At 53.9% G+C, this 25,019-nt stretch carries 37 protein-coding genes and 1 pseudogene; 6 read left to right on the forward strand and 32 right to left on the reverse strand.

Translation table 11 applies throughout. The features are described from left to right. Positions 1 to 81 precede the first annotated feature (81 nt). Together WD071_RS13105 and WD071_RS13110 are read left to right on the forward strand one after the other, a co-directional pair. A complete protein-coding gene (locus tag WD071_RS13105; RefSeq protein WP_368048830.1) occupies positions 82 to 846 on the forward strand; it encodes a class I SAM-dependent methyltransferase in 765 nt (254 codons plus the stop codon). A gap of 2 nt (positions 847 to 848) precedes the next feature. After that, positions 849 to 1,268, forward strand: coding sequence for an SMI1/KNR4 family protein (locus tag WD071_RS13110; RefSeq protein ID WP_368048831.1), 420 nt, complete (start codon positions 849 to 851; stop codon positions 1,266 to 1,268). Between the two features lie 4 nt (positions 1,269 to 1,272). Here the strand turns inward: WD071_RS13110 and WD071_RS13115 are convergent, their stop codons facing one another. The 3 genes from WD071_RS13115 to glpD all read right to left on the reverse strand — a co-directional run bounded on the left by WD071_RS13115 (position 1,273) and on the right by glpD (position 5,818). Beyond that, the gene (locus WD071_RS13115; protein WP_368048832.1) at positions 1,273 to 2,670 is read right to left on the reverse strand and encodes a methyl-accepting chemotaxis protein; all 1,398 of its coding nucleotides are present in this window, start codon (positions 2,668 to 2,670) and stop codon (positions 1,273 to 1,275) included. A gap of 202 nt (positions 2,671 to 2,872) precedes the next feature. After that, entirely contained in the window at positions 2,873 to 4,279 is a 1,407-nt protein-coding gene (locus WD071_RS13120; RefSeq protein WP_368048833.1) for a 1-acyl-sn-glycerol-3-phosphate acyltransferase, read from the reverse strand. A 3-nt stretch (positions 4,280 to 4,282) separates the two neighbouring features. Further along, on the reverse strand, positions 4,283 to 5,818 hold the full coding sequence (glpD, locus tag WD071_RS13125; protein WP_368048834.1) for a glycerol-3-phosphate dehydrogenase: 1,536 nt from the start codon (positions 5,816 to 5,818) through the stop codon (positions 4,283 to 4,285). Between the two features lie 71 nt (positions 5,819 to 5,889). Between glpD and glpK the strand changes: the two genes are divergently transcribed. The 4 genes from glpK to lspA are packed head-to-tail and all read left to right on the forward strand — an operon-like array spanning position 5,890 to position 9,405. Next, the gene (gene glpK / locus WD071_RS13130) at positions 5,890 to 7,422 is read left to right on the forward strand and encodes a glycerol kinase GlpK (protein WP_368048835.1); all 1,533 of its coding nucleotides are present in this window, start codon (positions 5,890 to 5,892) and stop codon (positions 7,420 to 7,422) included. Then, the gene (locus tag WD071_RS13135; protein WP_368048836.1) at positions 7,419 to 8,045 is read left to right on the forward strand and encodes a histidine phosphatase family protein; all 627 of its coding nucleotides are present in this window, start codon (positions 7,419 to 7,421) and stop codon (positions 8,043 to 8,045) included. Before glpK ends, WD071_RS13135 begins: the two co-directional genes overlap by 4 nt. Before the next feature lie 22 nt (positions 8,046 to 8,067). Further along, positions 8,068 to 8,874, forward strand: a complete 807-nt coding sequence (locus WD071_RS13140) for a DUF1499 domain-containing protein (RefSeq protein ID WP_368048837.1) — start codon at positions 8,068 to 8,070, stop codon at positions 8,872 to 8,874. A gap of 15 nt (positions 8,875 to 8,889) precedes the next feature. Beyond that, positions 8,890 to 9,405 (forward strand): signal peptidase II, encoded by a 516-nt coding sequence (lspA, locus tag WD071_RS13145; RefSeq protein WP_368048838.1) that lies wholly within the window; start codon positions 8,890 to 8,892, stop codon positions 9,403 to 9,405. A 21-nt stretch (positions 9,406 to 9,426) separates the two neighbouring features. Here lspA and WD071_RS13150 read toward each other — a convergent pair whose 3' ends face one another. From WD071_RS13150 to rpsJ, 29 genes and pseudogenes are all read right to left on the reverse strand, one after another. Beyond that, positions 9,427 to 10,605, reverse strand: a complete 1,179-nt coding sequence (locus WD071_RS13150; RefSeq protein WP_368048839.1) for an alanine--glyoxylate aminotransferase family protein — start codon at positions 10,603 to 10,605, stop codon at positions 9,427 to 9,429. 108 nt (positions 10,606 to 10,713) lie between these two features. After that, on the reverse strand, positions 10,714 to 11,115 hold the full coding sequence (gene rplQ / locus WD071_RS13155) for a 50S ribosomal protein L17 (protein WP_368048840.1): 402 nt from the start codon (positions 11,113 to 11,115) through the stop codon (positions 10,714 to 10,716). A gap of 48 nt (positions 11,116 to 11,163) precedes the next feature. Then, positions 11,164 to 12,162, reverse strand: a complete 999-nt coding sequence (gene rpoA / locus WD071_RS13160) for a DNA-directed RNA polymerase subunit alpha (protein WP_368048841.1) — start codon at positions 12,160 to 12,162, stop codon at positions 11,164 to 11,166. Between the two features lie 66 nt (positions 12,163 to 12,228). Next, entirely contained in the window at positions 12,229 to 12,849 is a 621-nt protein-coding gene (rpsD, locus tag WD071_RS13165; protein WP_368048842.1) for a 30S ribosomal protein S4, read from the reverse strand. Positions 12,850 to 12,919: 70 nt separating this feature from the next. Beyond that, a complete protein-coding gene (gene rpsK / locus WD071_RS13170) occupies positions 12,920 to 13,318 on the reverse strand; it encodes a 30S ribosomal protein S11 (protein WP_368048843.1) in 399 nt (132 codons plus the stop codon). A gap of 70 nt (positions 13,319 to 13,388) precedes the next feature. Next, a complete protein-coding gene (rpsM, locus tag WD071_RS13175) occupies positions 13,389 to 13,745 on the reverse strand; it encodes a 30S ribosomal protein S13 (protein ID WP_368048844.1) in 357 nt (118 codons plus the stop codon). 106 nt (positions 13,746 to 13,851) lie between these two features. After that, the gene (gene rpmJ, locus WD071_RS13180) at positions 13,852 to 13,968 is read right to left on the reverse strand and encodes a 50S ribosomal protein L36 (RefSeq protein ID WP_083264754.1); all 117 of its coding nucleotides are present in this window, start codon (positions 13,966 to 13,968) and stop codon (positions 13,852 to 13,854) included. A gap of 56 nt (positions 13,969 to 14,024) precedes the next feature. Continuing rightward, positions 14,025 to 15,344: a preprotein translocase subunit SecY gene (secY, locus tag WD071_RS13185; protein ID WP_368048845.1), complete on the reverse strand. Its 1,320-nt coding sequence runs from the start codon at positions 15,342 to 15,344 to the stop codon at positions 14,025 to 14,027. Between the two features lie 70 nt (positions 15,345 to 15,414). Beyond that, positions 15,415 to 15,846: pseudogene (gene rplO, locus WD071_RS13190) on the reverse strand (50S ribosomal protein L15); the annotation flags it as partial. Between the two features lie 3 nt (positions 15,847 to 15,849). After that, complete coding sequence (gene rpmD / locus WD071_RS13195; RefSeq protein WP_368048846.1) at positions 15,850 to 16,056, reverse strand: 50S ribosomal protein L30; 207 nt, start codon at positions 16,054 to 16,056, stop codon at positions 15,850 to 15,852. A gap of 6 nt (positions 16,057 to 16,062) precedes the next feature. Further along, positions 16,063 to 16,572, reverse strand: a complete 510-nt coding sequence (rpsE, locus tag WD071_RS13200) for a 30S ribosomal protein S5 (protein WP_070119193.1) — start codon at positions 16,570 to 16,572, stop codon at positions 16,063 to 16,065. A gap of 12 nt (positions 16,573 to 16,584) precedes the next feature. Further along, positions 16,585 to 16,935 (reverse strand): 50S ribosomal protein L18, encoded by a 351-nt coding sequence (gene rplR / locus WD071_RS13205; RefSeq protein WP_368048872.1) that lies wholly within the window; start codon positions 16,933 to 16,935, stop codon positions 16,585 to 16,587. Between the two features lie 11 nt (positions 16,936 to 16,946). Beyond that, positions 16,947 to 17,480: a 50S ribosomal protein L6 gene (rplF, locus tag WD071_RS13210; RefSeq protein ID WP_368048847.1), complete on the reverse strand. Its 534-nt coding sequence runs from the start codon at positions 17,478 to 17,480 to the stop codon at positions 16,947 to 16,949. A 38-nt stretch (positions 17,481 to 17,518) separates the two neighbouring features. Continuing rightward, the gene (rpsH, locus tag WD071_RS13215; protein WP_368048848.1) at positions 17,519 to 17,914 is read right to left on the reverse strand and encodes a 30S ribosomal protein S8; all 396 of its coding nucleotides are present in this window, start codon (positions 17,912 to 17,914) and stop codon (positions 17,519 to 17,521) included. Positions 17,915 to 17,929: 15 nt separating this feature from the next. Continuing rightward, entirely contained in the window at positions 17,930 to 18,235 is a 306-nt protein-coding gene (gene rpsN, locus WD071_RS13220) for a 30S ribosomal protein S14 (protein ID WP_368048849.1), read from the reverse strand. 1 nt (position 18,236) lies between these two features. Further along, on the reverse strand, positions 18,237 to 18,806 hold the full coding sequence (gene rplE, locus WD071_RS13225) for a 50S ribosomal protein L5 (protein ID WP_368048850.1): 570 nt from the start codon (positions 18,804 to 18,806) through the stop codon (positions 18,237 to 18,239). Between the two features lie 20 nt (positions 18,807 to 18,826). Further along, positions 18,827 to 19,138: a 50S ribosomal protein L24 gene (gene rplX, locus WD071_RS13230; RefSeq protein ID WP_368048851.1), complete on the reverse strand. Its 312-nt coding sequence runs from the start codon at positions 19,136 to 19,138 to the stop codon at positions 18,827 to 18,829. 21 nt (positions 19,139 to 19,159) lie between these two features. Continuing rightward, complete coding sequence (gene rplN, locus WD071_RS13235; RefSeq protein WP_068810485.1) at positions 19,160 to 19,528, reverse strand: 50S ribosomal protein L14; 369 nt, start codon at positions 19,526 to 19,528, stop codon at positions 19,160 to 19,162. Between the two features lie 77 nt (positions 19,529 to 19,605). Next, on the reverse strand, positions 19,606 to 19,884 hold the full coding sequence (gene rpsQ, locus WD071_RS13240) for a 30S ribosomal protein S17 (protein ID WP_368048852.1): 279 nt from the start codon (positions 19,882 to 19,884) through the stop codon (positions 19,606 to 19,608). A gap of 2 nt (positions 19,885 to 19,886) precedes the next feature. Further along, positions 19,887 to 20,084 (reverse strand): 50S ribosomal protein L29, encoded by a 198-nt coding sequence (gene rpmC, locus WD071_RS13245; RefSeq protein ID WP_368048853.1) that lies wholly within the window; start codon positions 20,082 to 20,084, stop codon positions 19,887 to 19,889. Beyond that, positions 20,084 to 20,497 carry a 50S ribosomal protein L16 gene (gene rplP / locus WD071_RS13250; RefSeq protein ID WP_368048854.1) on the reverse strand — a complete coding sequence of 138 codons (414 nt, stop codon included), beginning with the start codon at positions 20,495 to 20,497 and terminating at the stop codon, positions 20,084 to 20,086. The genes rpmC and rplP overlap by 1 nt, the downstream gene beginning before the upstream one ends. 13 nt (positions 20,498 to 20,510) lie before the next feature. Continuing rightward, positions 20,511 to 21,179: a 30S ribosomal protein S3 gene (gene rpsC / locus WD071_RS13255; protein WP_368048855.1), complete on the reverse strand. Its 669-nt coding sequence runs from the start codon at positions 21,177 to 21,179 to the stop codon at positions 20,511 to 20,513. Positions 21,180 to 21,188: 9 nt separating this feature from the next. Continuing rightward, on the reverse strand, positions 21,189 to 21,521 hold the full coding sequence (rplV, locus tag WD071_RS13260; protein ID WP_368048856.1) for a 50S ribosomal protein L22: 333 nt from the start codon (positions 21,519 to 21,521) through the stop codon (positions 21,189 to 21,191). A gap of 17 nt (positions 21,522 to 21,538) precedes the next feature. Then, positions 21,539 to 21,814: a 30S ribosomal protein S19 gene (rpsS, locus tag WD071_RS13265; protein WP_368048857.1), complete on the reverse strand. Its 276-nt coding sequence runs from the start codon at positions 21,812 to 21,814 to the stop codon at positions 21,539 to 21,541. Between the two features lie 24 nt (positions 21,815 to 21,838). Beyond that, entirely contained in the window at positions 21,839 to 22,669 is an 831-nt protein-coding gene (gene rplB / locus WD071_RS13270; RefSeq protein WP_368048858.1) for a 50S ribosomal protein L2, read from the reverse strand. Positions 22,670 to 22,684: 15 nt separating this feature from the next. Beyond that, complete coding sequence (gene rplW, locus WD071_RS13275) at positions 22,685 to 22,984, reverse strand: 50S ribosomal protein L23 (RefSeq protein ID WP_368048859.1); 300 nt, start codon at positions 22,982 to 22,984, stop codon at positions 22,685 to 22,687. Next, complete coding sequence (rplD, locus tag WD071_RS13280) at positions 22,981 to 23,601, reverse strand: 50S ribosomal protein L4 (protein ID WP_368048860.1); 621 nt, start codon at positions 23,599 to 23,601, stop codon at positions 22,981 to 22,983. Before rplD ends, rplW begins: the two co-directional genes overlap by 4 nt. A 6-nt stretch (positions 23,602 to 23,607) precedes the next feature. Further along, positions 23,608 to 24,261, reverse strand: coding sequence for a 50S ribosomal protein L3 (rplC, locus tag WD071_RS13285; protein WP_368048861.1), 654 nt, complete (start codon positions 24,259 to 24,261; stop codon positions 23,608 to 23,610). A 181-nt stretch (positions 24,262 to 24,442) separates the two neighbouring features. Next, positions 24,443 to 24,754 (reverse strand): 30S ribosomal protein S10, encoded by a 312-nt coding sequence (gene rpsJ, locus WD071_RS13290; RefSeq protein WP_368048862.1) that lies wholly within the window; start codon positions 24,752 to 24,754, stop codon positions 24,443 to 24,445. Positions 24,755 to 25,019: the final 265 nt, after the last annotated feature.

Consider the following 25,019-nt stretch of genomic DNA (forward strand, 5'->3'; position numbering starts at 1 on the left):
CGGTGATCGACTATAATCCTGTCCATGATGACAATTGCTGAGACAAACCCCAGGCTCTTCGGAGCCTTCCGGATTGCTGCCATGATGTCGGCACTGCGCGGTGCCATCGTCATGTTGTTGCTGCTCACCGGCAGCTACAGTCATGCGCTGGACCCCGAGACCCTGCGCGCGAGCCTGCAGGGCAGTGACCGGGATATTGCCGATCGCATGCGCGACGCTGCCCGCAAACCGGTTGAGGTACTGGCTTTTCTGGGACTGCAGGAAGGCATGACAGTACTGGACGTCTATGCTGCCGGTGGCTACTACACATTCATCCTCTCGCGCGCCGTCGGCAGCGAGGGCACTGTTTACGCGCAAAACTCGCCCCGGGCTCTGCGCTTTGACGAAGATCGCACTGACATGACTCAGGGTGACGCCCTGGCCGGCAAGATCGAGACCGGCAACCTCAGCAATGTGATTCGCATAGACCGGCCCATCAACGACAACCAGCTGCCGGACAGCTCAGTTGACTTTATACTGGTCTCACAGATCCTGCATGACTACTACAACGGCAGTCCCGCCCGCGCGCATGGACTGCTGACCGAGCTGTATCGTCTGCTCAAACCCGGCGGCATCGTTGGCATCATCGACCACACCGGCGTCGAAGGCAACGACAACCAACGTTTGCATCGGATGCTGAAAGCACAGGCGATCGAGGCAGTCACCCGCGCGGGTTTCACGGTCGAGGCCGAATCCGATCTGCTGGCCAACAGCAATGACAATCCCCGTCGTTCCATTTTTGATCCGATGCTGAACCGTGGCACGGACCAGTTCTTATTACGCCTGCGAAAACCCGGAGCCGAGTAACCATGGAAGATGTGATTGAAATGTTGCGCGAGCGCAACGAAACTATTCCCGTGCCGCTGGAGCTGCCGGACGACGACCTGCTGGTCGAGATTGAAGAGCAACTGCTGATGTCCCTGCCGGATGATTTTCGTGATTATCTGCTGGAAGTCAGTGACGTGGTTTTTGGCAGCCTGGAGCCGGTCACCGCAGCCGACCCCCGCTCACATACGTTCCTTCCGGAGGTCGCCGCACAAGCCTGGAACGATGGCATGCCCCGTTATCTGCTACCTGTCTGTCAACTCGGAGACGGCTACTATTGCACCAACGCCGACGGTGAAGTCCGCTTCTGGAACGGCAGCAAACTGGGCAAGGATCCTCATGGCAACAAGTCCTGGCCCAGTATCTGGCACTGGGCACGTGAGGTCTGGCTGGAGGACTCATGAAGGACTATTTTAACAGCGCCGACAAACGGGCATCAGCACCCAATACGCGCACGATCCGTCCATTGTCATCAACAATCGGTACCGACACCGTGAAACAGAAATCGTCAGTCGCCGCTGAGCGATAGACGTCTGTGACATGGACCTGTCTGCTGGTCATCACCGCGCGGAACCAGTCGCGCCCACTCCAGTCCTTGCCTTTTGCCGAATCCGACCCGTACCCTGATACATCAGGCGCAAAAATATTTTCGCTGACCTGTCTGCCATCAGCGCCCACCAGATACATCAATTCAAAATGTGCGTGCCTGCCCAGCGCCTGTAACATGGTGCCTTCCGCCTGTTCCTGCTGCCCGTCCAGCAAAGTGCGCTCACGCGCCAGGCTGGTTATTTCACTGCACGCCTGATTATGAATACCAAGGCGGAAACTGCCCAGACTCTCAAGTAAGCGGTCACTTTCGCGGTGCACCTCATGCCCGCGCTCACCTACCTCTGCTGCTTTACGCTGCATATCGGCAGCCACCGTGGACACCGTGTGGACATCACGATTGACTGCGGACATGGCCATGCCCATTTGTTCGGTGCTCGCCGCGATGCCGTGTACTTTCTGGTCAAGATCGTCCATGGCCTGGCGGACGCCCCTGAGCTCGCCGCGCATGTGTCTGACACTGCCGGCACCGTCGCTGACCGTCTGCTGCATCTGCTGACCTGCCAATGCCAGGCCGGAAACTTCGGCCTTGAATGATTCGATGATTGTCGCCACCTGGCTGGTCGCATCCGTGGTGTTGTTAGCCAGCGCCCTGACCTCTTCAGCCACCACGGCAAAACCACGCCCGTGCTCGCCCGCCCTGGCCGCCTCAATGGCAGCATTCAGCGCCAGCAGATTGGTTTGACGGGATATATTGGAAATTGCCGAGATCACACGCACCACCTCATCAAGCTGTCCCTGCAGGCTGCCGATCACCTGCGTCAGGTGTTGCTCGGTTGCGCTGATCTGATTGATGCTGTTTTCCGCCTGCTCGCTGTCGGTCTCGCAATTTCGCACGGCATGGGCAACCGAAGCTGACAAATTGGCAACATCGGTCGTTGCCGGAATCAACTCGGCCTCGATCGCTGTCGTTACCTGTTCGCTGCTACTGGCAATGGCTTCTGACGATTGCGCCAACTGCGAGCCCGTCTGCATGGTCTGGTGCGCAATCGCTGACAAGGCGGGCGCCTGCGCTGCGATACCCACAGCTGCAGCAACGCCGGCCTGAATACGTTCATGAAGTTTTTTCTGTAACCTTGTCAGTGAATCCCCGGCGGCATTGTCGCCACCCCGGTAGACCGTAAGATTCAAGTCTGTCGACAAAGCATCAAGAGCATCTTCCATGGTATGACGCTCGCGCGCCGGTTTGAATAGTTGCATTAAATTTGCGCCCTCTCTCCTTAGTCTTAACAGAACCTTAGCAAAACCGTAGCAAACAAAGTGCCAGCTCCCTCTCTATGGTATAAAAAGTATCGGCAGCGATTTCCTGAACCTGAGACCACGGACGGTATTTGACAAAAAAGTCAATATGGCACCAAAAAGGTGCGGGCAGGCGGATTCCTGCACTGACAGGTTACAAAGCTTAGCGCCAATGAATTATCGAATTGGCGTAATATTGTATGAGGCGTTCGAAAGCGGGGTTAACACGATAAACATCACTTTCTTCCAGAAGTATGTGTCGATGGCGCAGGTTATCCAGTGCCGCAGAAATCGTTTTCTGTCTGGGCTTTTGTTCCTCACGTATCGCTGCCCCGGCCGCAACCATGTCATCAATTATTTCATCACAGCCGGCAATGATGTCTAGCGAACGCAAACCCTTGCCTTGTTGTTTGACAAACACCGTCGCGATGACCGGTACCGGTAGCACGGGTATGACGAAGCGCACAGCCTCCATCAGATGGTCTGCCAACGCAGTGACCGCCGGTATCCTCTCGCGCTGAGGCATGTCGGCAAATGTCAGCTGATGCTTTTTACAATATGTGCGCATGTCAAAGGGAATACCAAAGTTGACACCGGCATAACCATATCGCTGCCAACGGCTGCGGGAATCGGAAAAAAGATTGACGCGCAGAAAACGCCAGGCTCTGACAAATGTCTGCCACTTGGTAAATCGACGACTTTTGTCATCCCAGTGCATCAGGTTTTTGTCTTCGATAACGCGATCATAGTTGATGCCCACCGGAATGAATGTGATATTCCGGTGCCTGCGATGATCATAGTGACGCAACATGTAATCGAGAAATCCGATCTTGGGCTGTGCAACATTGCCATCACGACTAAGACCGCCTTCCAGAAATACCGCCTGACAAACGCCTGATTCTGTTGCCAGCTGTACGTAACGCCCCAGTACTTTGCGGTACAAAGGGTTCTGCGATCCGCGTCGGACAAAAAATGCACCCATCGCCCGAATAATGGATTCCAGCGGGAACACCCGCGCCCATTCGCCTACGGCATATGACAGGGTTACCTGCTCCGCCGCCAGGTAGCAGATCAGGATGTAATCCATATTGCTGCGATGATTCATGACAAAAACCACCGTTGAATCTTTGTCCAGCGTCTGCAGAACAGTCTGATCCACAGCAGAAACACGAACACGGTAGAGAAAGCGGGATATCCGTTTCGCCAGCCAGTAACCCAGCTGGTAATACACGTAGGCGTTGAACGATGGAACGATTTCGCGCGCGTAGCGTTTTACGTCAAGCATCAAAGCTTCACGCGGCACATTAGTCTCGCGGGCCTGGCTATCGATCAAGGCCAGAACTTGCGGGTCATAGACCAGCTTGTCGATCAATTCCTGCCGCTTGGTTTGCTGAAACGGTTTTATCTTAATGCTCAAACTGGTATTCAGGCGCTCAACCGCACGATTCAGACGGCGCCGGACAAACCAGCGCACACTGGGATACAGGATACTGACGACAACGGCGTATACCGCGGCAGCCCACAGCAGGATGAAGAGCCAGGTCGGCAGGCTGACACTGTCGTCCAGCACAGGCTAGCTGCCTTGGGCTGACCGGGCCCGAAGGTAGTCATTCAATGCTGTGCGATGGGATTCGTCAAACCACAAACCGAGCTTGGTGCGGCGCCACAGAATATCATCGACTGTACGCGCCCACTCCCGCGCGCATAAATAGTCGACTTCCCGCGCATGCAGACCCGGGCCGATTTCCGCGCCCAGATCTGACATGGCATCTGCACCGGCAAGCAGATCGGTAACCAACAGACCGTACTGTTTTACCCAGCGCTCACGCAGAGTATCAAGCAGCCACGGGTGATCAAAGGCCAGGCGCGCCGACAGACTTTCATGCGAGGCAAAATCGCCACCAGGCAAGTGTGCACTGGCTGTCCAGTCGTCGCTCATGCCAGGAAAAAGAGGCGCCAGTTTATGCAGCACTGATTCGGCCAGACGTCGATACGTAGTGATCTTGCCACCATAGACGGTCAGCAGCGGCGCGGGCGCCAGGTCCAACTCAAGGGTGTAGTCACGCGACACCTTGCTGGCATTTTCTACCTCCTCATCGATCAGGGGGCGAACGCCGGAAAAATGATGTTTGACATCCTGCTCGCCAAGGCCTTTGCGGAAATACTGGTTAACGATATCAAGTAAATAAGTGATTTCCTCGGATGAGATTTTCGCTTCACCGGGATCGACCGAAAAATCCTGCTCGGTGGTGCCTATCAGCGAGAACTCGTTTTCATAGGGAATCACAAAAATCACGCGTCCGTCCCCGTGCTGAAGCATGTATGCCTCCTCACCGTCGTAAAGTCGCGGAACCACAATATGCGACCCTTTCACCAGGCGTACGGGTTCCGGCGGAGCCGTCGGCATCAATTCCTTGCCCAGGTGACTGACCCAGGGCCCGGCAGCGTTGACCACGCAGCGTGCTGATATCTGACGTTCACTGCCAGTCTCAGTGTCCCTCAAGGTTGCCTGCCAGACTGTCCGGCCGTCGTCAGCGGTTGTCGGGATCAGCGCCGTGCACGCAGTCCGTGTCATGACAGTGGCACCGCCGCGGCTGGCCTGCATGGCGTTAAGGACAACCAGTCGGGCGTCATCGACCCAGCAGTCAGAGTATTCAAAACCTTTCTTGAATTCCTCGACCAAAGGGCTGTCCGCACCAAAGCGAATGGCTTTCGACGCAGGCAAGGTAACGCGCTTACCCAGGTGGTCGTAGAGAAACAGGCCAGCTCGAATCATCCACGCCGGGCGCTGACGGGGCTGATGCGGCAGCCGGAAACGCAGAGGCCAGACAATGTGAGGGGCTGCCCGCAACAACACCTCCCGTTCGGCCAGGGATTCCCTGACCAGCCTGAATTCATAGTATTCCAGATATCGCAGCCCGCCATGAATCAGTTTGGTACTGGCCGATGAGGTGGCACCACCGAGATCACTTTTTTCACACAGCAACACCGATAAACCACGGCCAGCCGCGTCGGCAGCGATTCCTGTGCCATTGATACCTCCACCGATTATCAGCAAATCGACATTTGATGATGTGGCAAGCGACGAAGCGTCCTTCGTGTCAACCATAGCTAAGCCTCAGAAAGCGGGATTTGTATTGTCGGGTATAGTACCATGCCACCAAAAGAGGGACAGCGAACATGAGCCACTATCTGCTAGCAATTGACCAGGGCACCACCAGCAGCCGTGCCATCATTTTTTCGCGCGAAGGCAAAGCCGTCAGCTCAGCGCAGTACGACTACAAGCAGCATTACCCGCACGATGGATGGGTGGAACATGAACCTGAAGATATATGGCAGACCAGCCTGCAGAGCTGCCGTGATGCCTTGTCCTCAGGTAGAATTGAGGCCTCCGCCATTGCTTCCATCGGCATCACCAATCAGCGTGAAACCACTGTCATCTGGAACCGCAAAACCGGCAAAGCGATTCACCGCGCCATAGTCTGGCAGGACCGGCGTACAGCCAGCTATTGCCAGGCAATCAAAAACAGACTTGTCAATGAAGGCCGGGGGCAACTCATCCAGGAGCGTACCGGACTGCTGCTCGATTCTTATTTCTCAGCCAGCAAAATCAACTGGATTCTGGACAACGTGGAGGGCGCCAGAGTTGCAGCCGAGGCTGGTGAGCTGGCATTTGGCACCATAGACAGTTTCCTGCTGTGGCGTTTGACCAATGGTAAGCGCCACAGCACGGATGCCACCAATGCTTCCAGAACCATGCTGTTCAATATCCACACCCAGCAGTGGGATCCTGACCTGCTGGCATTGTTCGATATCCCTGCGTCATTGCTTCCTGACGTTCTGGACAGCGCTGCGGATTTTGGTGAATGTGACCAGCAATGGCTTGGCCACCCAGTGCCAGTCGGCGGCATCGCCGGCGACCAGCAGGCAGCTGCATTCGGACAGGCGTGTTTTACGCCCGGAATGACCAAGAGCACCTATGGTACCGGTTGTTTTTTATTAATGAATACCGGCGACAAGATCCTGCAATCGGCACACAACCTGTTATCGACTGTCGCTTACCGACTTAACGGAGAGCCCAGCTACGCGATGGAGGGCAGCATTTTCATGGCTGGTGCCACCATGCAATGGCTGCGCGACAAAATGCATTTTTTTAACGACACGGCAGAGTCAGAGGCCATGGCGGCGCAGGCGCAGGAAGGCCTGTCATTGATGTTTGTACCGGCATTTACCGGCCTGGGGGCGCCCTGGTGGGACCCCGACGCACGCGGAGCCATCTACGGCCTGACACGCGATACCGGCATCCCCGATATCGTTACCGCAGCAATGATGTCAGTGTGTTATCAGACCAAGGATTTACAAAAGGCCATGGAATCTGACGGTTTGCGCCCGACCGCATTTCGCGTCGATGGCGGCATGGCTGCCAACAATTTTGTCGTGCAAAAACTCGCTGATCTGCTCGGATGCCAGGTCGACCGGCCGCAAATCACTGAAACCACGGCGCTGGGTGCTGCCTACCTTGCCGGCCTGCAATGCGGATTTTATTCTACGCTGGATGACATTACCCGACTGTGGCAGCTGGAGCGCTCATTCGCGCCTGCACAGGACAAAGCCTGGCGCGACAGACACTATGCTCGCTGGCTCGACGCGGTACAGCGAACGCGAACGCATGCGGGACAGCAGGCAACCCCTGAGGCGAGGGTGGCGCAATGAATACTGCCCGGCATGTCCACCTGATCCGGCACGGTGAAACCAACTGGAACAAGGAGCGCCGCGCACAAGGTCAGCAGGAGTCCGTGCTCACCCAGACCGGAAAAGCGCAGGCGCAGGCACTGGCATCAACACTCGCGGACTCGGACATCCACCAGGTGTATTGCAGCAGCAGCGTGCGCACGAGGGAAACCGCCGCCATCGCCTTCGCCGAGCGCGACCTGCCGATCGTTTACTGTGACCAGTTACGGGAGATTCACATGGGCCCCTGGGAAGGCAGGCTATATGATGATCTGCGCCAGGAGTACCCTGAACAATTCGATGCCTTCTGGAACAGACCCGACTGTTTCCTGCTGGACGGGGCTGAGACCTTTGAGCAGGTACAACGCCGCGCGATAGCGCGTCTGAACAGCATTCTTGCTGAAAGCAGTGCTCGCAGTATTGCCATAGTAAGCCACGGCCTGCTGATAAAAACCATCCTCAGCTATGTCGAGCAACGCCCCCTGGCGCGGGTCTGGGAACCGCCGGCCATGCACAACTGTGCGCTTAGCACGATTGAAATCCATGACAACGGGAATCAGCGTATAACGCTCTACGCCAACCAAACTTACCCACTAACCGCCTGAACAGGCAAATTCGGAGTTTTGCATGAACAACAACAATATCGGTTCCTCAAATGGGCCTGCCCCCATACTCCTGGTGATACTGACAGCACTGGCAGCACTTGCCGGTCTGGGTCTGGCCCTGTTTGCCCTGGCCGCGCCGCTGGGCGTCTGGACGGGCTGGTGGGATTTCAGGCAGGGTTTCTCCATCCTGCGCAGTGCCCAACCCTTCGTACTCTGGGTCACGCTTGCCTGCGCTGCAATTACCGTTATCGTTCTGGTCCTGGGCAGCAAACGCGCCGCCGCCGGCACCGCTCGTATGGCGACGATTGCCGCCCTGGCCACCATCGCCGCCGGCATCGCCTGGTACATCCCGCAGTCCTATCTGCCGGGCGAAGGTGCCAACATACCGCCAATTCACGACATCAGTACGGATGTGATTGATCCGCCGCAATTTGTTGATGTGCTGGCGTTACGCGGCGATAACAGCAATCCCACTGTGTACGGCACCGGCAATCCCAACATGACACCGCAGGAGCATGCCCAACGCCAGCAGGAGGCCTACCCCGACGTCACCACCCGGACCTATGACGATTCCGCTACGGCGGTATTTGAAAGAGCGCTGGCTGCAGTTGACACGCTGGGCTGGGAACTGGTTGCGCAGGATCCCGGCGCAGGCCGAATCGAGGCAACAGACACCACTTTCTGGTTCCGCTTCAAAGACGATGTGGTTATTCGCATTGTGCAGACACCCACAGGCGCAGTGGTTGATGCACGCTCAACATCGCGCGTAGGGCTGAGCGATGTCGGCAAGAACGCTGAGCGGCTGCGCGCGTTCTTCAACGAGATCTGAAACCGGAGTCACCGAATGTCACGCAACTCTGAACTTCGCCTGTTTCTGACCGCACCGGTCACCAACAGGCGAGGCAGCTACCTGCTCGGTTTTACCTTGATCAGCGCTGCCTGCCTGGCCCTGTCTCAGCTGGGCAGTTATCTGGTTAACACCCGTATTCCTCTGGGCACGAGTGTTGAAATCAACTCTGTCCTGAATTTCACACACATACGGAACCTGGGCGGCGTGTTCGGCATGGCACAGGGCCAGGGCTGGATATTTGGCCTGTTCAGCATCATGTTGATCGCTGCTCTGGTTACTTATCTGGTGCGAGGGCGGAAGGTAAGGGTTTACGAGTTTCTGTGCTTCGGTTTTATTGCCGGCGGCGGCCTGAGCAACGTACTGGACCGTCTTGTCTACGGCAGCGTTATCGACTTCATTGATGTCCGGGGCATTCCGTTCTGGAATTATATATTCAATACGGCCGACACGTTTATACACCTTGGGCTGTGGCCCATGTTGTTTATCGGTTTGCTCTGGCACCGGGACTGACGGGGCGACACACCGCCGCCGTCATGCCTGATAGATTTTCTTCGCTGCTGCCACTGCAGCATCAGTATCCACGGCAGCTGCCATTGACTGCAGAGTGCTCCCCAGCGCGGTGAGGCACTTCAGAACATTGGTCTGACTGGCCGTGTGTCCCATCAGACCAATCCGCCACACTTTGCCTGCCAACGCCCCCAGTCCCGATCCTATTTCAAGGTTCCAGGCCTGCAGCAGTTCCGCGCGAACCGCCGCTTCATTAATACCCGTCGGGACCGTCACTGCATTTAATTGCGGAAGGCGGGCACTGGCATCAACGACAAACCCAAGCCCCAATGCCTCTATTCCCACTGCAAACGCTTTGTGATGCAAGGCGTGTCTGGCCCATGCCGCTGCCAGGCCTTCTTCCTGGACCATCAGCAGAGATTCATGCAAGGCATACAGGGCATTGACGGGTGCGGTGTGGTGGTAACTGCGTTTTGCGTCACCGCCCCAGTAATCCATGATCAGGTTCATGTCCAGGAACCAGCTCTGTACCCGTTGTCGACGTTTTCGTATACAGGCAACAGCACGGTCGCTGAAGCTCACAGGAGACAGGCCTGGCACACAGGACAGACACTTTTGTGTGCCTGAGTAGACTGCATCAATACCCCAATCGTCTACACAAAGCTCGATACCAGCCAGCGATGTGACAGCGTCAACGATTGCCAGACAGTCGTACCGGTGCGCCAATGCGCTCAACGCTTTGGCATCACTGCGCACACCCGTCGATGTCTCCGCATGCACAAATGCTACGGCCAGGGCATCGGGGTTGGCACGCAAGGCCTCTTCAAGTTTATCCGGGTCGACCGGCTTACCCCAATCATCCTGCACCATGATCGCCGTCGCGCCACAGCGCTCGACATTCTCTTTCATGCGTCCGCCGAACACGCCGTTCTGACAGACGATAACCTTGTCACCTGCCTGCAGCAGGTTCGCGAACACCGCCTCCATGCCAGCTGAACCAGGCGCAGAAACCGGCAGAGTCAATGCGTTTTTGGTTTGAAAAGCGTATTGCAGAAGCACTTTGATTTCATCCATAAGATCTATGAATGCCGGGTCCAGGTGTCCAATGGTGGGGCGTGCCAGTGCTGCCAGCACACGGGGGCTGACATCAGAAGGCCCCGGCCCCATCAGGGTGCGCTGCGGTGGAAAAAAGCTTTTTGGCATTGCAATCACCTCTGCTGTTCAAATAAACAGAAACAAAAAAGCCGGGCAAGCCCGGCTTTCTAATTGCGTCACGAGATCAGGCGCTGGCCGGATCCGTCAGTCAGCACATCAATCCTCAGCGCTTTCCAACGCAGATTCATTTTCCACACTTGCAGGACGTCCTACCAGTTCAACATACGCCATTGGCGATTTGTCACCGGCACGCAGACCACACTTCATGATTCGGATGTATCCACCGGGTCGGTCCTGGTAACGCGGGCCCAGGTCGGTGAAAAGCTTGCCTACCGCTTCTTTGCTACGCAGACGCGCAAATGCCAGGCGACGATTAGCAACGCTATCAGTCTTTGCCAGCGTGATCAGCGGCTCAGCAACCATACGCAGCTCTTTTGCTTTGATGACGGTAGTCTTGATCAGCTCGTGCTCAACCAGAGAGGTCGTCATGTTGCGAAACATGGCCTTACGGTGAGAAGAGTTTCTGTTCAGCTGACGTCCACTATGACGATGACGCATATCTACTATTCCTATTCCAACAGCAGCCTCACGGCTGACTCGCTTTGATTAATTGGCTTTTTCTTCTGTACGCAGGCTGGCAGGTGGCCAGTTCTCCAAGCGCAGACCCAGTGACAGACCACGGGTCGCCAGCACATCTTTAATTTCTGTCAGCGATTTTTTACCCAGGTTCGGGGTCTTCAGCAGTTCTACTTCTGTACGCTGAATCAAGTCGCCAATGTAATAAATATCTTCGGCTTTCAGGCAGTTTGCTGAACGCACTGTCAATTCAAGGTCATCTACCGGACGCAACAGAATCGGGTCGATCTCGTCTTCGGGCTCTTCCGGTGCTGCCGCTTCCTGGCTTTGCAGATCAACAAATACGGCGAGTTGATGCTGCAGGATTGTAGCGGCGCGACGAATGGCTTCTTCCGGATCAATTGTACCGTTGGTGCGAAGGTCAATAACCAGTTTATCCAGGTCGGTGCGCTGCTCTACACGAGTGCTCTCCACCGAGTAGGCGCAACTGAGTACAGGGCTGTATGAGGCATCCAGCACCAGACGGCCTACGGCACGGGTTTCATCATCATCACGTTTGCGCGTATCAGCCGGCACATAACCGCGGCCCTTACGGACAGTGATGCGCATATTAAGCTCGCCCGCAGCGTTCAGGTTGGCGATAACGTGCTCAGGATTAACAACTTCAACATTGTGGTCACAAACGATATCGCCTGCAGTCACTGCACCGGCGCCTTTTCGGCTAAGACTCAATACCGCTTCATCCTGGCCATTTAATACAATCGCCACACCTTTCAGGTTCAGCAGAATCTCGATGACGTCTTCACGGACGCCTTCGATGCTGCTGTACTCGTGCACAACACCGTCGATTTCAACCTCTTCCACTGCACAACCGGGCATGGAGGAAAGCAGAATTCTTCGCAATGCGTTACCCAGAGTGTGGCCGAAACCACGCTCAAGGGGCTCAAGCACCACTTTGGAGTGATACTTGTCAAACTCTTCGACTTTGATCAACTGTGGTGTAAGAAAATCCGACAACGAAATCTGCATGGTTTCACCCTTAACAATTAGCCTGGTAATGTTCTTTACTGCCTTATCTGTTTAGTCTTTCAAGACTTACTTGGAGTAAAGCTCTACGATCAGGTTTTCGTTAATATCCTGAGACAAATCAGCGCGATCAGGTTTACGGGTAAACTGCCCTTCCTGTTTCGTTGTATCCACAGTGAGCCATTCCACTGCAGTACGCTGGCCAGCCAGATCCATCGCTGACTTGATACGCAGCTGCTCTTTTGCTTTCGGACGCACGGAAACCACGTCACCAGGTGCTATCTGATACGACGGCACGTTGACAACGGCGCCATTGACCAGAATGGATTTGTGCGATACCAACTGACGGGACTCGGCACGTGTTGAGCCAAAACCCATACGATATACAACGTTGTCCAGACGACATTCCAGGAGTTGCAGCAGATTTTCACCGGTTGCACCCTTACGGCGGGCAGCTTCCTTGTAGTACGACGCGAACTGACGTTCAAGGATGCCGTACATACGACGCACTTTCTGCTTTTCACGCAGCTGGACACCGTAGTCGGACAGTCGGCCACGACGCGCGCCGTGCTGACCGGGAATGGTTTCTGCTTTGCACTTGCTTTCCAGCGGACGAACACCGCTCTTCAGGAACAGATCTGTTCCCTCGCGTCGAGCTAGCTTGCATTTTGGGCCTAGGTAGCGGGCCATAGACTGACTCCTGTATTCTTACTCTCGGCATTAAGCCTGAATGAGCGATAACTGATCCGGTGATTAAGCGTCAGACTCGGCGCTTTTTCGGGGGTCGACAACCGTTGTGTGGAATCGGCGTCACATCAGTGATGTTGCCGACTTTCAGACCGCAGGCATTCAGCGCACGTACGGCTGATTCACGACCCGGGCCAGGACCGTTAACCTTGACATCAAGGTTCTTCAGACCATACAACTCGATCGCTGATTTACCGGCACGTTCAGCAGCAACCTGCGCAGCAAACGGTGTGCTTTTACGTGAACCACGGAAACCCGAACCACCCGAGGTGGCCCAGCTCAGGGCGTTACCCTGACGGTCAGTGATTGTCACGATAGTGTTATTGAAGGATGCATGAATAAATGCAATCCCGTCCACAACCGCTTTTCGCGCCTTTTTCTTTGGGGCTGCTTTAGCTGCTGGCTTTGCCATAGATAATTCCTGAATCAGATTAAAGCGTTTATCTCTCGAACCCGCACACAGTTGCGCGGGTCATTACAACTTATTTACGAATCGGTTTACGCGGGCCTTTACGGGTCCGGGCATTCGTCTTGGTGCGCTGACCACGAACGGGCAATGAACGACGGTGACGGATACCACGGAAACAACCGAGGTCCATCAGGCGCTTGATGCTCATTGACACTTCACGACGCAGATCACCTTCTACAGTAAACTTGCCGACTTCTGCACGAATATTGTCCAGTTGTTCCGGCGACAAAGCGTTGGTCTTGGTCTGGGGAGCAATACCGACACGTTCGCAAATCAGTTTGGCGCGTGTCGCACCTATCCCGAAAATGTATTCCAGGGAAATTACGAGGTGCTTGTTATCTGGTATGTTGACACCGGCAATACGTGCCATAGTTTAACTCCAATCTTGTAAATTACTCATGTACCAGAGACCCAATGCCCCTCGAATTCAGGGGCGCAAAGGATATACTCTGGCGATATAAAAATCAACCAGATACTTAGCCCTGACGCTGCTTGTGTCTGGGCTCCGCCGAGCAGATGACCCGCACAACACGGTTGCGTCTGACAACTTTGCATTTGCGACAGATTTTTTTAACTGATGTTCTGACTTTCACGTTTCTCTCTCCATTCGGCGGCCGGGGCTTTAAGGCCCGGTATCGCTAGTCAATCTTCAATTGCGACCAAAAGTGCCCAGATTGGACTTCTTCATCAAAGAGTCATACTGGTGCGACATCAGATGGGATTGCACTTGCGACATAAAGTCCATGCTCACCACCACAACAATCAAAAGCGCTGTACCACCCAGATTAAATGGCACATTGGCCATCATCTGGAAGAAGTTCGGCAACAAACAAACAATGGTGATGTAAATCGCACCAAACATTGTCAATCGAGTCAGCACTGCATCGATGTACCGGGCAGTCTGCTCACCCGGACGAATACCGGGAATAAAGGCACCTGAACGCTTCAGGTTATCTGCCACATCACGGGGGTTAAACACCAACGCCGTGTAGAAGAAGCAGAAGAAAATAATCATGGCACTGAAAATAATGATGTACAGAGGCTGCCCCGGTCCAATCATCAGAGCCAGATCCTGTAGCCATTCAGCGCCTTCAGCCTGACCAAACCACTGCCCGATTGACGCCGGGAACAGCAGGATACTGCTGGCAAAAATCGCCGGTATCACACCTGCCATATTCACTTTCAGAGGCAGGTGGCTGGACTGTGCCTGGTAAAGCTTGTTGCCTTGCTGTCGTTTAGCGTAGTTCACTGTGATACGACGCTGGCCACGCTCGATAAACACGATGCCGGCAATCACCACAACCGCAATGATGCCTACTACCAGCAGCAGTAAACCGCTGATCTGGCCTTCGTAAGCCTGCGACAGCGAGTTACCAACAGCCGCCGGCAAGCCTGCAACAATGCCGGCAAAAATAAGCATTGAAATACCGTTACCAACACCGCGCTCGGTAATCTGCTCACCCAGCCACATCATGAACATGGCGCCTGTTACCAGCGACACAATCGCAGTAAAGGTAAAGCCCAGGCCCGGGTTATAAGCCATGGGGGCCAGCAGACCAACTGCCATACCCGTACCCTGCACCAGTGCCAGCAATAACGCGCCATAACGCGTGTACTGCGTAATCTTGCGGCGACCGGACTCGCCTTCTTTTTTCAGTTGCGCCAGGTGCGGATTCACCGCACTCAGCAGCTGCATGATAATGGAGGCAGAAATATAGGGCATGATGCCCAGTGCCACGATACTCATGCGCTCAAGGGCACCGCCCGAGAACATATTGAACAGTCCGAGGAAAGTACCCTCATTCTGACTGAACATGTTCGCAAGCTGTGCCGGATCAATGCCTGGCACCGGAATATGCGTTCCGATCCGATAAACCAAAATGGCAAACAACAGGAACAACAGACGTGCTTTAAGCTCGCCGAGACCCGCGCCTACACCTTCACCGCTCATGTTAGGTTTCTTTGCCATTTTGTTTGTATCAGCCTTGCGCTACCGCTTTTTTTGTCTTTTTCTTGCCGACGTAATCCGGCACTACCGCGTCGATCACTTTGCCGCCGGCCGCTTCGATTGCTGCACGAGCACCCTTGCTAACGCGCAAGCCTTCAACCGTCACTGCCTTGGTCACGTCACCGGACAACATGACCTTAACGCGCTTGATGCTGCCATTGATGATATTGGCTGCTCGCAGCGTATCAACATTGATCACATCGGCTTCAATTGCATTCAGTTCACTGGTACGCACTTCACCGGTCATGCGACCCACGCGTGAAGAAAAGCCGAATTTTGGCAGACGACGCTGCAACGGCATTTGACCGCCTTCAAAACCGGGACGTACTGTACCACCGCTACGAGACTTCTGACCTTTATGACCGGTGCCACAGGTTTTGCCCCAGCCGCTGCCGATACCGCGGCCAACGCGCTTGGGTGACTGGGTGCTTCCGGGTGCCGGACTCAGAGTGTTTAATTGCATGACTTATCCCTCAACCTGCAGCATATAGCTGACTTTGTTGATAATGCCGCGAACAGAAGGTGTATCCTGAAGTTCAACGGTCTGATGCATACGACGCAGTCCCAGGCCTACCAGGCACTGACGATGTCTTTCCATCGTTCCGATGGGGCTGCGAACCAGGGTCACTTTAACAGTGCCCGCTGTATCTTTAGTTGCTGATTTCTTAGCCATAGCTGCTTAACCCAGGATCTCTTCAAGTGTTTTGCCACGCTTTGCCGCAACACTTTCGGCAGCACGCATTGTTTTCAGGCCTTTGAAGGTCGCGTTAACCACGTTAACCGGGTTAGTCGAACCGTAGCACTTGGCCAGTACGTTCTGTATGCCCGCCAGTTCAAGGATGGAGCGCATCGCGCCACCGGCAATGATACCGGTACCTTCTGAAGCAGGCTGCATGTAAATCTTGGAGGCACCGTGACGTGCTTTCACCGGATATTCCAGTGTATTGCCGTCCAGAGACACAGAGATCATGTTTCTTCTGGCAGCTTCCATCGCCTTCTGGATAGCCAGCGGCACTTCACGTGCCTTGCCACGACCGAAACCTACACGACCATTGCCATCACCGACCGCAGTCAATGCAGTAAAGGCGAAAATTCGACCACCTTTAACCACCTTGGCGACACGGTTTACCTGGATCAATTTCTCCTGTAAACCTTCTTCGTTCTTTCTCGCCTCGTCTCTAGCTGCCATATTCTTAAACCCTTAAAATTCCAAGCCGCCTTCACGCGCCGCATCAGCCAAAGCCTTTACGCGACCATGATAGTTATAACCGGCACGATCAAATGCCACTTTGTTCAAGCCGGCCTTCTTGGCCCGTTCAGCAATCAGTTTTCCGATCTTGCTGGCTGCTTCAACATTACCTGTGACGCCGCTGCGCATTTCTTTCTCAACCGTCGACGCGCTTGCCAACACCTGATCACCCGTTGCCGAGATAATCTGTGCATATATGTGGCGCGGTGTGCGATAAACACACAAGCGGTTAACACCCAGCTCACTTATCTTTGCTCTGGTTCGTCGTGCGCGACGAATACGAGCCTGCTTTTTCACATTCATCATGTCACGCCCTATTTTTTCTTCGCTTCTTTTCTGTAAACATTCTCGTCCGCGTATCGAATACCCTTGCCCTTGTAAGGCTCCGGTGGACGGAAATCACGAATGTCCGCCGCTACTTTTCCAAGCAGCTGTTTGTCGGAGGAACTCAACACGATCTCAGTCTGAGTCGGTGTGTCCGCCGTAACACCAGCAGGCAATTCGTAATCGATCGGATGAGAATAACCAACCGTAATATTCAGTGTTTTGCCCTGGGCCTTGGCACGATAACCAACGCCCTGAAGCTGCAATTTGCGCTGAAAACCTTCACTCACACCCACAACCATGTTGTTGATCAGGGCGCGAAATGTTCCTGCCAGCGCGTTTGCCTGGCGTGAGCCGTTTTTGGCCGACACCTGCAGAACATTGCCGTCCTGTTGAACTTCAACATCGTTGTGCAGGTCGATGTTCAGACTGCCTTTGCTACCTTTTACGGTAATTGCGCTTCCAGCAATCGCCGTCTCTACACCTTTCGGCAATGTAATCGGGTTTTTCGCTACTCTGGACATAATCGTGCTCTATATACTGTGTCTAAGAATTGTGTGTATCAGAATACGGTACACAAAACTTCCCCGCCGACGCCGGCGGAACGGGCCTGTTTCTCTGTCATCAACCCCTGATTGGTGGAGACGATAACGATACCGAGCCCTTGGCGGTTTCGCGGCAATTCTTCTTTACCCTTGTACTGACGCAGGCCGGGCTTGCTTACCCGTTTGATTTCTTCGATCACGGGCTTGCCCTGAAAGTACTTCAGGTCAACAGTCAATTCACGCTTGCTGCCATTCTCCTGAACATCGAAACCAGTGATGTAGCCTTCATCCTGCAGTACGCGGCAAATGGCCACTTTTACTTTGGACGACGGGCAGCTCATCTTGGGCAAACGTGCCATTTGTGCATTTCGCAGGCGTGTCAACAAATCTGCAATTGGATCTGACATACTCATAATTAATTTCTCCGCTTACCAGCTGGCCTTTGTCAGTCCAGGCACATCGCCACGCATGGCTGCTTCACGCAACTTGTGTCGGCACATTCCGAACTTGCGGTACACCCCGTGAGGACGACCGGTGATACGACAACGCTTGCGCTGACGAACCGGGCTGGCATCTCGCGGCAACTTCTGAAATGCAATCTGCGCTTCCCACTTCTCATCATCGCTGGCATTCACATCTGCAAGAACAGCTTTGATGGCCGCGCGCTTTTTCGCAAACTTTGCTACCGTGCGGGTCCGCTTCTCTTCGCGTGCAATCATTGAAGATTTAGCCATTTCAGGACTCCTTCGCGGCAGACTTGGCTGCCTGTGCTTTAAACGGGAAACGCATGGCGGCTAACAGCGCTCTGCCTTCCTCGTCATTTTGTGCTGTCGTGGTGATGGTGATATCCAGACCACGAATCTTGTCTACCTTGTCATATTCCACTTCCGGGAAAATGATTTGCTCGGTCACGCCCATCGCATAGTTACCACGACCGTCGAATGCTTTAGGGTTCAAGCCACGGAAGTCACGAATACGCGGGATCGCGATATCAACCAGACGGTCAAGGAAATCGTACATGCGCTCACCACGCAAGGTGACTTTGGCACCAATGGGCCAGCCAGCACGAATCTTGAAGCCTGCGATGGATTTACGCGCCTTGGTGATAACCGGCTTCTGACCACTGATCATGACCAGGTCTGCGACAGCGTTGTCCAGCAACTTCTTGTCGCCCACAGCCTCACCTACGCCCATATTCAATACCACCTTGGTGATACGGGGCACGCGCATCGGATTGTCATACCCGAACTGTTTTTTCAGAGTGGGTATTACGTCACTTTTGTAAAATTCTTTCAACTGAGCCATGTTGGCGACCTGAGTTTCCGTTAATCAATGACTTTGTTAGAGGATTTGAAAATCCGCTTTTTCTTTCCGTCTTCTACCAGGAAGCCGACACGATCAGCTTTACTGGTTTCCGGATTGAAGATAGCTACATTGGAAATATCCAGGGCAGCTTCCTTCTCAACGATACCACCTGTCACGCCCGCATTCGGGTTTGGCTTGGTGTGTCGTTTTACAATATTGATACCACCGACAATCACCTTGTTTTCGCCGACCAGACGGGACACCGTACCACGCTTGCCCTTGTCCTTACCGGAGATGACTATCACTTCATCGTTACACTTGATCTTACGCATATTTCGCGGCCTCGATTTCTATCACAGCACTTCGGGTGCCAGGGAGATGATTCGCATGAACTTCTCGTTACGAAGTTCCCGAGTCACCGGCCCGAACACACGCGTCCCGATGGGCGCTTGCTGATTATTGAGCAGAATCGCAGCATTATCATCAAACTTGATAAGCGAGCCGTCGCTTCTGCGAACACCTTTTTTGGTGCGAACAACCAGTGCTGATAACACCTGGCCCTTCTTCACCTTGCCTCGGGGAATCGCTTCCTTGACTGTCACTTTTATGACATCCCCGATGCGGGCATAACGACGATGTGAGCCGCCGAGCACCTTGATACACATTACTCGTTTGGCACCACTGTTGTCTGCCACATCTAAATATGACTGTACCTGAATCATCGATTCTCTCCGAACCCTTTAAACTGTCGCTTTAGCAACAACGCCAGATGGCGCCAAAAACCAATTTACTGTCAGAATCAGATCTGCATAGCTCTTTCATCAATCGATACCAGCGACCAGGTTTTGGTCTTTGACATCGGTCTGACTTCTTTAACAGTAACCTTATCGCCCTCTTTACACTCATTGTTCGCGTCATGCGCGTGGAGCTTGGAGGAACGTGTAATATATTTGCCGTACACCGGGTGCTTCACCCGACGCTCAACCAGCACAACAATGGACTTGTCCATCTTTGAGCTGACGACTTTGCCAGACACCATGCGCCCGGTCTTTGTTTCGTTAGTTTCATTAAGCGACATAATCAGGATCCACTTTTCTGCTTTTCAGTAATGATCGTCTTAACCCGGGCTATATCATGCTTAACAGCTGACAGCAGGTGCGTCTGCCCGAGTTGTCCTGTCCGCTTCTGAATCCTGTAGTTGAACTGATCACGATACAGGCCGTTGAGTTGTTCATTGAGCTCCACAACGGATTTTTCACGCAATTCATTGGCTTTCATTACATCACCGTCCGTTTAACAAAAGTGGTCTCAAACGGGAGCTTGGCGGCCGCCAGCTGGAACGCTTCACGCGCCAGCGTCTCATCAACACCCTCGATCTCGAACATCACTCGACCTGGCTGAATCAGCGCCACCCAGTATTCCACGTTACCCTTACCTTTACCCTGACGCACTTCGAGAGGCTTCTGGGTAATAGGCTTGTCCGGGAACACACGAATCCAGATTTTGCCGCCACGCTTCACGTGACGAGTCATGGCACGACGGGCAGATTCGATCTGACGTGCAGTCAACCGACCGCGAGAAACAGCCTTGAGACCGAACTCGCCGAAATCTACCTTACTGCCGCGATGAGAGAGACCGCGGTTACGGCCCTTCATCATCTTACGAAATTTGGTACGCTTTGGTTGTAACATCTTGGCCTATCCTCTACTTGGACGCTTTCTGTGGAGCCGTGGCGGCTTCCTTCAGGTCCAGGATTTCACCTTTGAAAATCCAGACCTTCACGCCAATAATCCCGTATGTTGTAGCTGCTTCGGACGCTGCATAATCAATATCCGCGCGCAGAGTGTGCAAAGGTACACGACCTTCACGGTACCACTCGGTCCGGGCAATTTCTGCACCACCAAGACGACCACCAACCTGAATTCTGATCCCTTCAGCGCCCTGGCGCATGGCATTCTGTACCGCGCGCTTCATGGCGCGACGGAACATCACACGACGCTCCAGCTGCTGAGCAACACTGTCGGCTACCAATTGAGCGTCCAGATCAGGCTTGCGAATCTCTTCAATGTTGATATGAACCGGAACACCCATTTTCGCTATCAGGGTATTACGCAGCTTCTCCACATCTTCGCCTTTCTTGCCAATCACGATGCCGGGTCGGGCAGTGTAAATGGTAATACGGGCTGTTTGTGCCGGACGCTCGATCTCTACCCGGGACACAGATGCATTTGCAAGCTGCTTGCGGATGTAAGCGCGAACCTGCAAGTCTACCAGCAAATGCTCAGCATAATTTCGACCTTCAGCAAACCAGACTGAAGTGTGTTTTTTAACTATACCAAGCCGAATTCCGGTTGGATGTACTTTCTGACCCATCCTGATCTCCTACTTATCGGCTACTTTAACGGTGATGTGGCAGGTACGCTTGACGATGCGATCAGCGCGGCCTTTGGCTCGCGGACGAATTCGCTTCATGCTCATACCTTCATCTACAAAGATAGTGGAGACCTTCAATTCATCCACATCCGCCCCTTCATTATGCTCAGCATTGGCTATCGCTGAATCCAGCACTTTCTTGATGATCTCTGCACCCTTTTTGGGGCTGAAGCTCAACAATTGCAGTGCTTCTTCAACTGCCTTGCCTCGAATCTGATCAGCTACCAGCCTTGCCTTCTGGGCAGAGAGCCGAGCGCCGCGCAATCTTGCTACAACTTCCATCTCATTATCCCCGCTAATCAGCGCTTGGCTTTCTTGTCAGCAACGTGGCCACGGTAGTTCCGTGTCGCCGAGAATTCGCCCAGCTTATGGCCCACCATGTCTTCGGAAATAAACACGGGCACATGCTGCTGACCATTATGCACGGCGATTGTCAGGCCGAGCATATCCGGAGATACCATTGAACGACGCGACCAGGTTTTGATTGGACGCTTGTCGTTGGCATCGCGCGCTGCCTGCACTTTTTTCATTAAATGAAGGTCTATGAAAGGACCCTTTTTCAGTGAACGTGGCACTTTTATTTCCTCTGTTATCAGGCCTTATCGGCTTGCATTTCTGCGGCGTACAATCATGTTAGAGGTACGCTTGTTTGTCCTGGTTTTGTAACCCTTGGTCGGCTTACCCCATGGCGTCACAGGATGACGACCACCGGAGGTACGACCCTCACCACCACCATGCGGGTGGTCTACCGGGTTCATTACCACACCACGAACCGTCGGGCGAATACCACGCCAGCGTGTGGCACCGGCTTTACCCAGTGATCGCAGGCTGTGCTCTGAATTTGATACTTCGCCCAAAGTGGCGCGACAATCCGCCAGCACTTTACGCATTTCGCCCGAACGCAGACGCAAAGTAGCGTAGGCGCCTTCACGGGCAACCAGCTGAGCAGAGCCACCAGCGCTGCGTGCGATCTGCGCGCCCTTGCCTGGCTTGAGCTCTACACAATGAATCGTGCTACCCAGCGGTATGTTGCGCAGTGGCAGACAGTTGCCTGTCTTGATCGGCGCCTCATCACCTGAAATCAGGGAGTCGCCGGCACTGATTTTGGCCGGAGCAATGATGTAACGACGCTCGCCATCGGCATAAAGCAACAGCGCGATGTTGGCGGTACGATTCGGATCGTATTCCAGTCGCTCCACTGTCGCTGCGATACCGTCCTTGTCGCGACGGAAATCAATGATCCGGTACTTCTGTTTGTGACCACCGCCAGCGTGACGACGCGTAATACGACCAGCGTTATTACGTCCACCTGTCTTGGACTTGCTTGCCAACAAAGGCGCATACGGCTCACCTTTGTGCAGCTCAGGGTTCACAATCTTGATGACGAACCTGCGCCCTGGCGAGGTGGGTTTACATTTTACAACTGCCATAACCGCGACCCTTCCTTACGCCATGTCCGCAAAGTCGATTTCCTGACCTTGCGCGAGCTTAACGTAAGCCTTTTTCCAGTTTGATTTTTGTCTCAGTTTACCGCGGGCTGTACGCTTGGTTTTACCCTTGACGTTCAACACCTGAAGCTCTTCAACAGTCACTTTGAACAGTGTCTCGATGGCTTCGCGAATCTCCGGCTTGGTCGCATCACTGGTAACAACAAATGCTACCTGGTTGTGACCTTCAGCCATGATTGCCGCTTTTTCCGACACGTGAGGACCAACAATAATTGAATACAGTCTTTGCTGGTTCATGACAGCATCTCCTCAACTTTTTTGAGTGCAGGCACAGTCATCATTACTTTCTCGAAACCAATCAGACTGACCGGATCCAGACCCGACACGTCCAGCACATCAACGTTATGCAGGTTGCGTGCGGCAAGGTAGAGATTCTCTGCCACTTCCTCTGCCACGATAAGCACGTTGTCCAGAGCAAACTCTTTCAGCTTGCTGGCCAGATCCTTGGTTTTGTGTGAATCAAGTGCGAACTGCTCAACAATGATCAAACGATCCTGACGCAACAACTCGGACAGAATGCAGCGCATCGCGCCACGGTACATCTTTCTGTTCAGCTTTTTGCTGTGATCCTGAGGACGCGCAGCAAACGTAACACCACCGGAGCGCCAGATCGGGCTTCGCGTAGTACCGGCGCGGGCACGGCCCGTGCCCTTCTGACGCCAAGGCTTGCGGCCACCGCCCCTGACATCTGAGCGAGTCTTTTGCTGCACGGTGCCCTGACGAGCGCCTGCCATATAGGTGACGACTGTCTGGTGGACCAATGCTTCGTTAAATTCTTTACCGAAAGTCTCATCGGATACTGAGACTGTTCCGTTACCGGCCTGGCTACCGGGTTTTGCGAGATTAAGTTCCATCGCTGATTACCCCTTGGATCCGGCTGATTTGACAGAAGGACGCACAACCACTCTGGAGCCAGTAGCACCAGGAATAGCACCCTTGACCAGCAACAGATTGTTATCAGTGTCGACACGTACAACTTCCAGTGACTGCGTAGTGACGCGCACATCGCCCATGTGTCCGGCCATTTTCTTGCCTTTCCACACGCGACCTGGCGTTTGACACTGACCAATGGAACCGGGTGCCCGGTGAGACAGCGAGTTACCGTGGGTGGCATCCTGCATGCTGAAGTTGTGACGCTTGATGGTACCGGCGAAGCCTTTACCTTTGGAGGTGCCCGTGACGTCTACTTTCTGGCCAGCTGCAAAGAGGGAAACCGTGATTTCGCCGCCGGCAGTAAAGTCGGCAAGCTCTTGCTGGGCCGCGCGGAACTCCCACAGGCCTTCGCCTGCTTCGGTGCCCGCCTTGGCAAAGTGACCGGCCAGCGAACGGGTAACGCGGGACGCTTTGCGCGCACCAACGGTTACCTGAACAGCGCTATAGCCATCCACTTCCTCAGTTTTAAGCTGAGTAATTCTGTTGGGGCTGACCTCAACCACTGTTACCGGAATAGACTCCCCAGCTTCAGTGAATACGCGGGTCATGCCGCTCTTTCGACCGACCAAACCAATCGACATTTTTTGAACCTCATCGTGTACGGGGCTTGAACCCGCTATGGCTGCTATCGCATTACACCATGTTTGCTGTGGGACACTATCTGCCCCCTGAGCTAGCTGTTATCAGTTTTAAATCACTGAACCATTTCTCGCATCAATTAAACAAACCGGCCTAACACAAAAATTCTGGAATATTCAGCCCTTACCCAAGACTGATCTGCACTTCAACACCTGCCGCCAGATCCAGTTTCATCAGTGCATCCACTGTTTTTTCTGTTGGCTCTACGATATCCAGGAGACGCTTATGCGTTCTGATTTCATACTGATCGCGCGCATCTTTGTTCACGTGCGGCGATATCAATATGGTGTAGCGCTCCTTGTTCGTCGGCAAAGGGATGGGGCCACGCACCTGCGCACCTGTCCGCTTGGCAGTATCGACTATTTCCTGAGTAGACTGATCGATCAGCCGATGATCAAAGGCCTTAAGCCGGATTCTGATACGCTGACTTTGCATCTACTCTGCTCTCCAAAAAACTTTTTAAATTAAACAGTTACTTCTTGAACCGCCCCTAAAAACACTTTCGGGACTGGAAAAAAGGAAGCGGAATTCTAAGGCCGAAGCACCCTTGTGTCAAGCAAAACTCTCAACTATCGGATATTCTTCCCGCCTGGCCCGCCCGCGAAAGAGGCGACCAGAAGCCGCCTCTTCGCCGAACGTCTACAATCTTACTCAAGAATCTTCGATACCACACCAGCGCCCACGGTACGGCCGCCTTCAC

It is taken from the genome of Pseudohongiella sp., from assembly GCF_040877505.1.
Lineage (GTDB): Bacteria > Pseudomonadota > Gammaproteobacteria > Pseudomonadales > Pseudohongiellaceae > Pseudohongiella.